The sequence below is a fragment of the Paenibacillus sp. J31R120 genome, assembly GCF_056269225.1.
In genome coordinates this window covers 106941-119778 of sequence record NZ_JBWDNN010000006.1, presented here as the reverse complement: position 1 = coordinate 119778, position 12838 = coordinate 106941, and the positions used below count along the sequence as shown (strand labels likewise).

13 protein-coding genes are annotated in these 12838 nt (G+C 51.5%); 7 read left to right on the top strand and 6 right to left on the bottom strand.

Annotation, left to right across the window (positions count from 1 at the left end; translation table 11 throughout):
* Window positions 1-74 precede the first annotated feature (74 nt).
* Window positions 75-2681: a winged helix-turn-helix domain-containing protein gene (locus tag AC0YNW_RS21125; protein WP_475833642.1), complete on the top strand. Its 2607-nt coding sequence runs from the start codon at window positions 75-77 to the stop codon at window positions 2679-2681.
* A gap of 106 nt (window positions 2682-2787) precedes the next feature.
* On the opposite strand, the gene AC0YNW_RS21120 is transcribed toward AC0YNW_RS21125, so the two are convergent.
* Window positions 2788-3108 (bottom strand): hypothetical protein, encoded by a 321-nt coding sequence (locus AC0YNW_RS21120; protein WP_475833641.1) that lies wholly within the window; start codon window positions 3106-3108, stop codon window positions 2788-2790.
* Window positions 3109-3474: 366 nt separating this feature from the next.
* On the opposite strand from AC0YNW_RS21120, the gene AC0YNW_RS21115 reads away from it, so the two are divergent.
* The gene (locus AC0YNW_RS21115) at window positions 3475-4107 is read left to right on the top strand and encodes an SCO family protein (protein ID WP_475833640.1); all 633 of its coding nucleotides are present in this window, start codon (window positions 3475-3477) and stop codon (window positions 4105-4107) included.
* Between the two features lie 34 nt (window positions 4108-4141).
* On the opposite strand, the gene AC0YNW_RS21110 is transcribed toward AC0YNW_RS21115, so the two are convergent.
* The 4 genes from AC0YNW_RS21110 to AC0YNW_RS21095 form a co-directional block, all read right to left on the bottom strand.
* Window positions 4142-4594 (bottom strand): disulfide oxidoreductase, encoded by a 453-nt coding sequence (locus AC0YNW_RS21110; protein ID WP_475833639.1) that lies wholly within the window; start codon window positions 4592-4594, stop codon window positions 4142-4144.
* Window positions 4595-4603: 9 nt separating this feature from the next.
* Entirely contained in the window at window positions 4604-4924 is a 321-nt protein-coding gene (locus AC0YNW_RS21105; RefSeq protein WP_475833638.1) for a c-type cytochrome, read from the bottom strand.
* A gap of 169 nt (window positions 4925-5093) precedes the next feature.
* A complete protein-coding gene (locus AC0YNW_RS21100; RefSeq protein WP_475833637.1) occupies window positions 5094-6428 on the bottom strand; it encodes a sensor histidine kinase in 1335 nt (444 codons plus the stop codon).
* Between the two features lies 1 nt (window position 6429).
* Window positions 6430-7116, bottom strand: a complete 687-nt coding sequence (locus tag AC0YNW_RS21095; RefSeq protein ID WP_475833636.1) for a response regulator transcription factor — start codon at window positions 7114-7116, stop codon at window positions 6430-6432.
* Window positions 7117-7293: 177 nt separating this feature from the next.
* Between AC0YNW_RS21095 and AC0YNW_RS21090 the strand changes: the two genes are divergently transcribed.
* The gene (locus AC0YNW_RS21090) at window positions 7294-8325 is read left to right on the top strand and encodes a DJ-1/PfpI family protein (RefSeq protein WP_475833635.1); all 1032 of its coding nucleotides are present in this window, start codon (window positions 7294-7296) and stop codon (window positions 8323-8325) included.
* Between the two features lie 43 nt (window positions 8326-8368).
* The gene (locus AC0YNW_RS21085; RefSeq protein WP_475833634.1) at window positions 8369-9034 is read left to right on the top strand and encodes a DUF2306 domain-containing protein; all 666 of its coding nucleotides are present in this window, start codon (window positions 8369-8371) and stop codon (window positions 9032-9034) included.
* 68 nt (window positions 9035-9102) lie between these two features.
* On the opposite strand, the gene AC0YNW_RS21080 is transcribed toward AC0YNW_RS21085, so the two are convergent.
* On the bottom strand, window positions 9103-9408 hold the full coding sequence (locus tag AC0YNW_RS21080; RefSeq protein ID WP_475833633.1) for a Dabb family protein: 306 nt from the start codon (window positions 9406-9408) through the stop codon (window positions 9103-9105).
* Window positions 9409-9583: 175 nt separating this feature from the next.
* On the opposite strand from AC0YNW_RS21080, the gene AC0YNW_RS21075 reads away from it, so the two are divergent.
* From AC0YNW_RS21075 to AC0YNW_RS21065, 3 genes are all read left to right on the top strand, one after another.
* Window positions 9584-10495 (top strand): SDR family oxidoreductase, encoded by a 912-nt coding sequence (locus tag AC0YNW_RS21075; protein ID WP_475833632.1) that lies wholly within the window; start codon window positions 9584-9586, stop codon window positions 10493-10495.
* A 125-nt stretch (window positions 10496-10620) separates the two neighbouring features.
* Window positions 10621-11046 (top strand): MarR family winged helix-turn-helix transcriptional regulator, encoded by a 426-nt coding sequence (locus AC0YNW_RS21070; protein WP_475833631.1) that lies wholly within the window; start codon window positions 10621-10623, stop codon window positions 11044-11046.
* A gap of 190 nt (window positions 11047-11236) precedes the next feature.
* The gene (locus AC0YNW_RS21065) at window positions 11237-12613 is read left to right on the top strand and encodes an MFS transporter (protein WP_475833630.1); all 1377 of its coding nucleotides are present in this window, start codon (window positions 11237-11239) and stop codon (window positions 12611-12613) included.
* Window positions 12614-12838: the final 225 nt, after the last annotated feature.

Below are 12838 nucleotides of genomic sequence, written 5' to 3'. Positions count from 1 at the left end.
TAATTCCGCCTATTTTTATATCAGGGGTTCCGCTATACTAAAAGCAAGAAAGCTTGTCTGCATATGGAGGAAACATGAAGCTAAAGAATGACGACAGCCATATCAACCTGCTGAAAACAAAAATAACCGCTCCCCGGCTAAGGGAGGGGTTGATTGAACGCAGCCGCTTGCTGCTGCAACTGGACCGAAGCTTGGAGGGGAAGCTCACAGTCATTTGCGCCCCCGCAGGCTTTGGCAAATCTACTTTGCTCGGGCAATGGGTCCGCAGCTCGGAATCTCGTACGGCGTGGGTCTCTCTTGATGTACGGGATAATGATGCCGTACGCTTCTGGAGGTATGCTGCCTCAGCACTATCCGGCTCCATATCGGAAGCAACAGCCAGCCGGATCGAGTCGCTTGTCCGCATGCTTCCGAATGTCTCCCTATACACCTTTATCGATGCCTTAATGAATGAGCTGCATGATCTGAATCACCCTCTTGCGCTTATATTGGACGATTACCATGTCATCATTGATCAGCATATTCATGATAGCCTGTCCTATGCCATTGCGTACTTGCCTGCGCATGTGCATCTCTTTGTGGCTAGCCGGACCGAACTGCCCTTCTCTACCAGCAGATGGCTGGCCCAAGGAGAGCTTACCGTTCTCTCTCTTAAAATGATGCAATTTGATGAGGGAGAAGCTGAAGCTTTCTATATCAAAACGCATAACCTTCCCCTGTCCAAAGAGCATATCCAGAGCCTTCATCAACGGACCGAAGGCTGGGTCACCGGTATGCAGCTTGCTGCTGTATCGCTCGCCCAGACGGCGGAGCGCGACCGGTATATCGAGCAATTCCAAGGCAGTGAACGCCGCGTATCCGATTATTTGTTCGCGGAGGTATTCAGCTCCCTGCCTGCGGATATTCAGCAATTTCTTCTTCGATCGTCCGTCCTGCAGCGAATAGATGCCTCTTTGGCGAGCGCTGTTACGCAGCAGCCGGATTGCGGTGCCATGCTGTCCTGGCTGGAGACAAACCATCTGTTTCTGCTGCCGATCGACTATCAGGGAGACTGGTTTCGCTATCATCCCTTGTTCAAGGAATTTCTGAATATGATATTCATGCGCAATGCTCTCTCGGAATGGCTGGAGGCTCATCGCCGGGCCAGCGCAGCCCATGCGGAACGCGGCATGATCGACGATGCCATTGATCACGCCATTGCCGCTCAGGAATATCGCATGATGGAGCAGCTGTTGGAGACTCATGTGGAGGGCCTCTTGAAGCAAGGGGAGTTTTGGAAGGTGCTTCGCTGGTTCGAAAGCACGCCTGCCGAAGCCGTTTCTTCGCCAGAGTGGTCCATTCTGTATATCTTCATTCTTACCGTAACGGGACATACCGAGCGGGCAAGCCAGCTGCTGCTCAATCTGGAAGAGCAGGCGGCGGCCATTGAGGATCAGCAGCGTTTGAAATCTATCCTAAGCGGCATCTTTTTCGTCCGCTCCAATATTCTGTTCTTCGGCGGAAATTACGAGGAATGGCATCAGTTCGCCCATCGTCTGCAGGATGGAGTTCTGAGCGATAACATCGTCTTTTACAGCTACAACTTCAACATATCAGAGACACAGCTGAATCGGACGCCTATCGGACTAAAGGGTGTGCTGTCCAAAGAGGTGGAGCTCATCGGGCTCAAATTCAGCCAGGTGCTGGAATCGCAAGGCTGGAAGAACTCCCTGTTTAATTTATACGTCAAGCTCTCGCTATGCGAAGGGTATTATGAATGGAACCGGCTTGAGGATTGCCGGGAGCTCCTCATTCAGATCGGCGCGTTCAAAGACATGCGAGACACACCGGGATTGTTCATCCCTTACCGCATCCTTCAAGCTCGGCTGTATATGGCGGAGGGACACGGGCAACTGGCTTATGACTGGATTGCGGAAGCGATGGAAATCGCCATCGCTTATTCCGACATGCGGTGGTTAATGGCGCTGCGCGCATACCGCATCCGACTGCATCTGCTCCATAATGAAATCGGCTTGGCCAAACAAGAAGCCGCCATGCTCCAGCTTCCGGATAAGTCCATGCCTACTCTGAGCAGAGAGTTCGACTATCTGTCCCTGGCAAGGCTGCTCATCCGGCAGCAAAAATCATCGCAGGCGCTGCAGCTATTAGCCAGACTAAAGCCGCAAGCGGAGCGTGAAGGCATTGTCGCAAGCATCGTGGAAGTCACCTTGCTCGCTGCGATAGCAGAGCGTCAGCGCGGACAGCGCAAGGCCGCTATGGACCGACTGGGAGAAGCGCTTGCCATCGGCCAGGGTATGGGTTACGTTCGAAGCTTCCTGGACGAGGGACAAGCGGCGGCCGAGCTTCTGAGAGACTTTGTCCGCTTCATGCCTTACCCTTATGAGCAGAATACAGAGTCAGCCGTTGCCTATGCCCGCTCCCTTCTGGAGACGTTCCGGACTGAACAGTCATCACCTGATTCGACTGAACCGCAAGAAACGACCGATCTGGAATCATTAACCGAAAGCGAGGTCGGCTTGCTGGGGCTTATCTGTCAGGGCGCATCGAACAAGCAGATTGCCTCAGAGCTCGCGCTCTCTGAGGGAACCGTACGCGTCTATCTGTCGCGTCTCTACCATAAGCTTGGAGTTTCCTCACGTACACAAGCCGTACTGGCGGCCCGCACCCGGGACTTGTTCTAATCATCCGTTTATAAATAAGTGATGCAAGTAAAAAACGCTGAATGTACCTGGTACATTCAGCGTTTTTTCATTATAGACAGTCGTATTGGGTAAATAGTAGTTGAAATTACCAAGACCAAGGCGAAGGAATGATCCCGGTCCATTCCCTTATTACGCTCCATGTCGTACGGGGGACCGGCTTCATCCGGTCAGCTGTACAACCAGACTCAGGCTCGTATTCGCTTGTTTTGATTTTGTGCCATGACGTCTCTGACAAATAATTGGTCAGTTCCGCATCATTAAAGCATGGGGGAGCTATGTATACCTTCAGGGTATGATCTACGATCATTCGGGTATCACCCGGCGGCTGATAAGGCACAGGCACAAGAAATAGAAACAACATAATGATCAGTAACGAAATGATCCACCACTTTTTGATTTTATTCATGCGAATCCACCTTATCTATATCTATTCATCTTAGGATGAAATTTTATCTGGACTTCGAATTAGAAGATAGAGCTGTCATGACAGGTCGTGTGCGTTGCCGCGCACCCTCCGGGTAACTATTAAGCAAGGCAGCATGCCATCCCTTTGTACTTCGTCAGACCTCCATTCTCCCTGCTCCTTCATACCGCAGTTGACACCTTTCCTTGGCGTATGGCTCGTAAGCTTGGGATATGGCGAATTGATGAATAAACCCGATATTTCACCTAAACGTTTAGGAAATGTAGCCCTAAGTGGTCATAGAACGGCCACAGCGTTTTCGGTAAAATAGGAACCGCCAACCATCAAATCAGAGGAGATGATCAAGACGTGACCGAAGTTCGCAAATCTTCAGGGCGCTTGTATTTGATTCTAGCCTTGCTTCTAGCCGCGGCCACTATCGCTTATTTGCTATGCGATCCCTTCATGCGATCCAAGTCGCTTCCAGTCAAGATGGCTTCTCCCCCTTTTTCCTTGGTTGATCTGGAAGGGGACTCCGTCACGGAAGCTCGTTATGACGGCAAAATACGAATCATGTCTTTTATTTTCACCCGCTGTCCGGATATTTGCCCTGCTACAACCGCTAATATGGTGCTGCTTCAATCTGAGCTGAAGCAACAAGGCTGGTTCGGACAAGAGGTCGAGTTTGTATCCATTTCCTTTGATCCCGACAATGATACGCCTGAAGTGCTGCAGCAATATGCCGATCGAATGGGCATCGACCAGAGCGGCTGGACTCTGCTGCGAGGCGAGGAAGAAGAAGTGAAGAAGCTTGCAGCAGAGTACAATCTTTCGATCGTGCGTCTTGATGACGGCTTGTTCGCCCATTCCATCACTTCATTGCTGCTGATCGACGGCAAACAAAGGGTGCGCAATATCTACAGAATGGGCGAGGATATGGACAATGCTGCAATAATGACCGATATTAAAACTCTGATCGACAAGCAGCAGCGGGCATCATAGCCGGCTGCTGCTTGTCGGGGATACCTCATGAACCTCATCTATCTTCCCGCGCCAGGTTTGTCTGCTGCTTCTCCGAACGACTTGCTTGCAGCAAGGAGACAGCAATAAGCAAAAAAGCGGCCAAAGCCAGCATTGGAATGGTGAGCCAGCCGAACCAGTTCAAATAATCGTCTTGGCAAGACGTTACTCCACAGGCGGCAACATCCGACTCTTCGGGAAGCTTCTGAATGATTATATGATAGATCGAGATGGCTCCCCCTACTCCAACAAGCGGCATTGCATAAGGCAAAATTACTGTCTTCTGCCTATACGAAGCAATACCCAAAACCAAAAAAAGCGGATACATAAAGATGCGCTGATACCAACACAGCTCGCAAGGCACAAAATGCCACACCTCACTCAAAAACAGGCTCCCGCTGGTGGCAAACGCAGACACCAGCCAAGCGAAAAACAGCCATGCACCCGTCTTGCTTAATCCCAAGCTCATTCCTCCCTTCTACCGCTGCCCGGACAGCCATAATGCGATAGAGGCAATCTCCTCCTCGGTGAGCCGCTTGCCGTAAGCCGGCATGCCGCCCTTCCCATCATGAATGACTTGAATCAGCTCATCCTGGCTCAGCCGGCTCCCTACTTTCTGCAGATTAGGACCAACTCTGCCTTGCAGCTGATCGCCGTGGCAAGACAAGCAATTTTGTTTGTAGATGGCCGGAACAGCCATCTCACGGGACGCTCCTTCTGGCTTGGCGCTTGTGCAACCTGCCAGACAGACCGCCGCTGCCAGCAGTCCGAACAGCCACCCTGACCTATGAAGTTTCATCGCTTCCTCCTGCGCTGTATTTTGCCTATACGGCTTACTTTCTACCTCTTATTTTCACTCACTTGTTCTTAATTTGATATAGCTCCTTGTAGCTATGAGAGCTTCTCCCATCCAGATAAAAAAACCGTCACGCCAGATCAAGGCGTAACGGGATGCTGAATTAAACTTCTTATAAACTCGTAGCATATGCTGGAAGCCAGCCTGTCAACTGTGCTCCGCCGTCTGTGTGGTTACTGACCGCAAGCTCGCCTCCATGCCTCCTGACAATACGCTGAGCGATCGTTAATCCTAGTCCGCTGCCCCCTGTGGAACGACTTCTGGACGTTTCTCCCCGGTAGAGAGGCTCGAAAGCGCGCTGCAACTCATCCTCTGAGAATCCTGGACCTGTATCGCGAATAGCGAAGATCACGCGATGCTCCTCTTGGCCGCAATGAACAGCAATATGGCCCCCGGAGAGCGTGTGTCTGACGGCATTGTCCAGCAGATTACTGATCGCACGCTCCAGCAAGTGCGCATCTCCGCTTACGATACATCCCTCCGGCAATTCACTGGTGAAGGAAATATCCTTATGCCGGGCCGCCGGACTTACGCTATCCAACGACTTCTGAATGACAGACGCCAGATCAGCAGATTCCCGCTTCAGCGACGTCTCCGCATACTCCATCTTCGTAAAGGTAAACAGATCCTCCACCAGCCGGTCCAGCTGCGCCGACTTATCCTTGCAGACCGCCAAATAATGCGCTGCTTTCTCCGGCGACTTGGCAATTCCCTGCTCCAATCCTTCAAGATATCCCCGCAAGGCGAACAAGGGCGTTCGCAAATCATGCGCAACCGCGGCTATGACAAATCGTCTTTCTTCCTCCAGCTCCGCTTGCTTCCGGTAAGCAGCCTGCATGCCCTTCACCATCACGTCAAAGCCGTCGCGGACCTCGGCGATTTCCGTCATTCTCGTCCGCGGCAGCCGAACATCCCAATTCCCGTCCGCAATTTGTCTGGCGGCAGCGCTCATCTTCTCCAGCGGCCTTAAGAGAAATCTTCTCATCTCTATGCCGATGATGAAAAATGCGAGCAGCAAGCCCGCCACGGCTGACATCGCCGGTATCTGGTTCGTTCTTGGGAGATAGATAATAGCTTTGCCAATGGGCAGCCCGTCCTCCATGATCGTGTACCGTTCTGTCGAAGCCAGCGAGCCTCGGCGCTCCGGGTTCGAGCGGTAGATGTCGCTGCCAGTTGCTGCTTGAAGGGTCACATCCATTCTCGTATCCTTCAACTGATTAGTAAGCCGGCTTTGCCAGTCGGCATCCGTCCACTTGGCTGAGCCTGCTTCGATGAAGGCCACTACTTCGCCCAGCTGTCTTTGCAGCGCTTCATCCTGCTGGCGGCTATTCATGAAGCTGAGCGACTGATTTTCCAGGAAATAAGCTGTTACATATAAGATCCAAGGCAATAAGAGCAGGAGGAAAAAGCACAGCACCAGGAATGAGCGAATGCGAAGTGTCTTCATATTACCCTCCTTCAAAGCGGTACCCTATTCCCCATACGTTGACCAGCAGCTGAGGCTGATTCGGATCAGCCTCAATCTTCTCGCGCAGCCGGCTGAGATGCACCCGGATCGTATGCTTGTCGCCTACCCCGTCCCAAAACTTGTCGAGCAACTGTTCATACGAAAAAACTTGACGGGGATGCTCGGCGAACAATCGAAGCAATTCGTACTCCTTGGGGGTAAGCACCGCTTTCTCCCCCTCTATGATCACTTCTCTTGCCGTCAAATTCATGCGGAGCCGCCCATACTCCAGGATGCTCTCGGCCGCTGATGGCCGGGATGCCGTTCGCCGCAGCACCGCTTTCACCCTGGCGACAATTTCGCCGGGCGAAGCAGTCTTGACGATATAATCGTCCCCGCCCAGCGTAAGCCCCCGAATCTTGTCCACGTCGTCGCTGCGGGCGCTCAGGAACAGAATCGGCACATCGCTGTCCTTTCTGAGCCGGCGGCATAGCTCGAATCCGTTTTCGCCCGGCATCATAATATCAAGAACGATGCAATCAACCGCATGCTGCTGAAACAAGCCCCAGGCTTGATCAGCATCGCAAGCGGTCAACACATGGAATTCTTCATTTTCCAAAAAATCTCTAAGCAATTCTACGATACTCCGGTCATCATCTACGACGAGAATCGTCTGCGCCTCAGCCATGCATATCCCACCTTCTTCACTTAGTTTAACATCTTTACGAACCGCGCAATCCACTCACCGCATATTGTGATGCTTTGTTGATCATTTCGTGACCTTTTTGACGCTTGGATTGAGAGAATCATTTGGTAAGTTATTAGCAGCAATAACGGAAGTGAAGTTCAAAAGGAGGTTTTGTGCATGAAAAATGTTCAAATTGTCTTATTCGATGGATTCGATTTGCTGGATGCTCTGGCTCCTTATGAGGTATTTTACGCGGCTGCTATGTATGCCGATAATGCGATTCGCGTAGAGCTGGTTACGGCCGAGGGAGCAAGAATGGTAGCCAGCGGCACCAATGGGCTGCGGATAGAAGCGACCGGGGTCTTGAACCCGGAGCAAGCGGATATCATTCTTGTTCCTGGCGCCTCGGGCCAGGTAGAAGGGGACGGTCCCGATACGATCCCAGCCATCTTGAATCGGGCTATGCAGACAGGCCTGACAAGTAAAGTCGAGCAGGCGCTCCGGCAGCCGGACACCATCGTCGTTACCGTTTGCGGCGGCTCGCTCCTCCTAGCGATGGGCGGCTTGCTGGAGGGCAGAATGGCAGTAACCCACCATATGGGCATGGAGGTGCTGGGTGCGACAGGCGCCGTTCCTGTTCAGGCCCGTGTCGTGGATGACGGCAATCTGATTACTGGCGGCGGCGTGACTTCCGGGCTCGATGTTGCGCTGTATACAGTAGAGCGGGAGCTTGGGCCGCGCATCGCGCATGCGGTTGAGCAGCTGTTCGAATATGAACGCCGGGGAACGGCATGGAGGAATACCGGAATGTCGCCAGCAAAGCAAGCCCCAAGCGAGGAGAACGCGAGCATTCAAGAGTCTGATATGGCGGTACAGAAAGAAGTGATCGATCAAGAGCCCTCGCAAGCCTCTTCGTTCGACGGAGAATGGGATACGACGATTGCCACTCCGGTAGGCAAGCTTCAGGTCAGACTATCTATTGCCTCTAGCAACGACTTCATCCGGGGAAAGGCAATCCAAGGCGATGAGACAGTGGAATTTATCGACCCTGTGCTGCACGGCAACAAGCTGGCGTGGTCGCTTCGCATTACGAAGCCTATGCGCTTAAATCTCAGGTTCGAAGTCGAGACGGCCGGCAACCAGATGACCGGGGTCGCCAAGGCTGGCATTCTGCCCGCTTCCAAACTAACAGGAGAGCGAATTTCTTAGTCTCGACCATGATTGGATTTGCTAGGGGGGTTATGAATCGAATATGAAAAAACGACTATCGCTATACGGCCTATTGGCTGCCGTCAGCATCGTATTTATCCTTTATGCGCTGGCCAAAAATTATTGGATCGACCCTGAGGCGGGCAGCTTTCTCAGCTATAAAACCGAGCTTAAGCGCGAGCTGAATCTTCCCGTCTGGCTGAACGTGATGTACTTTCATGTCGCCTTTGCATGTATCGCCATGGCTTCGGGTCTCATCAACTTTTCTGCGCGCTTTCTGCTGCTTTACCGCAAGCTTCACCGCATGAACGGCTACCTGTACATCGTATCCGTCCTGATCGTTGTAATTACTTCCGGTTATATGGCTCCTTACGCCACGGGAGGGAAAATAAGCAGCATGGGCTTCAATCTGCTCAATATCATATGGCCGATTATTACGATTACTGCGCTCGTACAAATTAAGAAAAAACAAATGATCAAGCATCGGAACTGGATGATTCGCAGTTATGCCTTCTGTTTTACCAACATGCTGATTCATCTTATTGCCGTACTGTTCCATCAAGGATTCGGGTTCTTGTACCCGGAAAGCTACATCATTGGCGTATACGGCTCTATCGCGCTTCTGCTGATTATCCCGGAAGTCATCATTCGAATCATAGGCCAGCACATCCCTGGCAAGCCGTCCCGTCCGAACATCGCCAAGAGATGACGAATGCCGCGCGTGCTGGCATTAAAATAAATCAGCCCTTCACCAGTCTAGGTGGAGGGCTGCATTCGTTATTTCTGGTGAAGCACGAGGTCGATCTCCTGGAAGCGGTTAACCTGCTTCAACCATCGCTCCTGCACATATTGAACATGGACCGGATGATTATTATAGCGCTCATAGGCTTGTCCATCTGCAAATACCATAGAGAAGCCGTAATCGAAATCAGCTTTCGGACTCACCTGGCGAAAAACTTCAAACTGCTCTACACCAGGGATCGCAGCCAGTTCTTCCTTGCTCGTTCGCAAAAACAGCTCTGCCTCTTCATTGTCCTTGCCCGAATGCAGCGAAAACACAACCATATGCTTAATCGCACTCATGATTCTTCTCCTCCCTATTTACCCTAGGTACTGCCTGCTTGATTGCATCATTGTACCATCCCACCAAGCATCCCCATAAGCGCTGATTATGCAAAATAATTATGCATATATGACATAAGCTGTCGTATTACCGGCTTTATAATGAGGCAGTATACGAAGAAAGGAGCTGAAGAATATGAAACCTTTATCTGGAAAAGTAGCTCTCGTGGCCGGAGGAACACGCGGCGCGGGCAGAGGTATTGCCATTGAACTGGGTGCCGCTGGTGCAACAGTCTACGTTACGGGCCGAACCACACGGGCGGAGCGCTCGGAATACAATCGGCATGAGACTATTGAAGAAACGGCGGAGCTGATCGAACAGGCTGGCGGCACCGGCATCGCTGTACGGGTCGATCATCTTGACCCGCTTCAGGTAGAAGCATTAGTCGCTCGGATTGAACGCGAGCAAGGTCAGCTGGACATCTTGGTCAATGATATCTGGGGCGGCGAATATATGGTGGAATGGAATGTTCCTGTCTGGGAGCATTCGTTGGAAGGCGGCATGCGCATGCTGCGGCTGTCGATCGACACCCATATTATTACGAGCCGTTACGCGCTGCCCCTCTTGATCCGCAAGCCGGGCGGGTTGGTCGTCGAGGTGACAGACGGTACTCAATCCTATAACGATGCCAATTACCGGCTGTCCCTCTATTATGATCTAGCCAAGACATCGATTCTGCGGCTGGCTAAGTCTTTGGCACATGAGCTCGCTCCGCATCAATGTACAGCGCTTGCCGTTACACCCGGCTGGCTGCGCTCCGAAATTATGCTTGAGGTCTATGGCGTTACCGAAGACAGTTGGCAGGCTGCGCTTGAACGGGAGCCGCACTTCGCCATCTCGGAAACGCCTCGCTATATCGGCCGCGGCATCGCCGCCTTAGCGGGCGACCCGGATGTATCTCGCTGGAATGGGCTATCGACATCCAGCGGCGAGCTTGCCAAGCTATACGGTATTCATGATCTGGACGGCTCGCAGCCTGATGCCTGGCGCTACATTACAGAAGTGCAGGACGCCGGTAAACCGGCGAATGTAACGGGATACCGTTAAATCTTTAATGGTCGGCAGCAGGCTTGGAGACATGACGAACACTTTGAGCCTGTTGACAGCCATCATAATCATAAATATAATAGTCGCAACAACTATAATCATGTCTATTATAAAGGAGCTTCCCCTTGGAATTAGAAAAGTATATCGGCGTCAATGTGCAGCGTGCGGCCCTGAAGCTGAATAACTATTATCAGAAAGTCGTCAATCCATTCGATATTACCGTGGATCAATGGGAGATCCTTGTCGTTCTGTGGGAGAAGGAAGGCATTACCCAGAAGGAGCTTGCGGAGCGGCTCCATAAGGATCAGACCAATGTGGCTCGCATGCTGTTCAAGCTGGAGAAGAAAAGCTTTATTTATCGGGTGACGCATGAAACGGATCGCAGGTCCCTGCGTGTCTACCTGACCGCCAAAGGCAAGGAAGTGAAAGAAGCCATCCTCGCACCTTCCATTGAGGCATACCAAAAAACAATTGAAGGCTTGACGGAGGAAGAAGTTGAGACGTTCCGAAGGGTTCTCTCCGTCATGTACAACAATGTGAAAGACCTATGAATCGGGCTTAAAGGGAGGAGGTAAGCATGCCGAGCGGATACGCAACCATTAGAGGGACAGATCAAATAGTTGCTTCGACCATTATCATCAAAACAAGTTATTCACTTGTTCATTATCTAAGGGCTTATTACACAGCCCACATACTTGCTAGAACAATTAATGTCATAGCAAGTAAGAAGGAGGAAACAAAATGACTGCCGCAAAAAAAGAAAACGGGATTTTTGATGCCCCGTACCGAGCTTTAACCATTGGCATTATACTTGCTGTCATGACCGTCGCTTTTGAGGGTTTGGCTATTACGACGATTGCGCCTAGCATAGCCCAGAAGCTGGAGGGCCTTCACTTGTACGGCTGGATATTCAGCGCCTTTCTGCTGGCGCAAATCGTGGGAACGATGATGATCGGACAGCGAATCAGCAGCAACGGCGTGTTTGCCTCATTTGTCATATCGATTCTCATCTTCTTAGTCGGCCTTATTATTGCAGCTGTATCTATGAGTATGTTCATGCTTATTGCAGGGAGAGTGCTGCAGGGATTCGGCGCAGGCGCAATTGTTACTTGCGTCTATTACATCATCACATTAAGGTATCCGGATCATCTGAGAACTAAAATTTTGGCTATGTTTTCCGCTGCCTATATTTTGCCCGCGCTTATAGGGCCTTATATTGCCGGATTGCTCACAGAGTATTTCTCCTGGAGAGTGGTGTTTTGGCTGGTGCTGCCTTTCATTGGACTCGCTGTCATTCTCACGCTTCCCGCTTTCCGCAAATTCTCGACAAAAGAAAAAGGCAGCGCAAGCAAATTCAGCCGTAAAGAAGGTCTCGCTATTCTGCTTGCAATCGGAACCGGAATGCTGCTTAGCGGACTTGGCATGATTACGGAATGGAAAGGAATTGCGCTGACCTTAGCCGGTATTCTGATCATGATTATCCCCCTGCGGACACTGCTGCCTGAAGGAACATTTCACGCAAGAAAAGGTCTTCCTGCCACGATATTGTCCAGAGGATTATTTGTCGCCTGTTATAACGCTACCGAGAGCTACGTCGTACTCGCGTTAACGGATGTGAAGAAGCTGCCTGCCGACCTGGCAGGACTCATCGTCGCTGCTGGCGCATTAAGCTGGTCAGCGGCAGCCTGGCTCCAGTCGAAGCTCGATGCCAAGGATCAAGGCCAAGGACGTCAAAGACGTGTGATGGCCGGAATCGGCTTTATGATCATCGGGGTTGTTGCAGTCATCCTGTCAGTCAGTCTGCCCGGAGGCGGAATTGTATTTGCGGTGCTGTCCCAAATCTTCACTGGATTCGGCATCGGCCTCGCACACCCGACTACAGGGGCAATTGCCTTGCAGCATGCGAAGGCGGGCAAAGAAGGGGAGGTATCGGCCAGCCTTCAATTCACAGATGCCTTCAGTCCCGGCTTGAGCATCGGAATCGGCGGTGCTTTCATTGCCATCAGCCATACGCTGAATTGGGGACTGCTGACCGGTATTATCCTCGCCTTGTCGCTGCAGCTGCTCTTTGCTGTCATCAGCTTTTTGATTTCTTTTCGCATCAAGCAAGCCGTATAGCATTAACATCGTGTCGGGGCTTCTCTGTCCCATCAACGGAAAGGCCGGTCCGCGCTTGGACCGGCCTTTCCGTCTAATTCAATTACTTGGAAGCAATTCCCCAATCGCTTGTTTCCTGCTGCAGCGACCACATCCGGCATACAGGCCGCCCACCACCATTAACTGACTTCAGTCCTTATTATTTGTCATCATACCTTAATTGAGAATAGTTATCAATAGATGCCA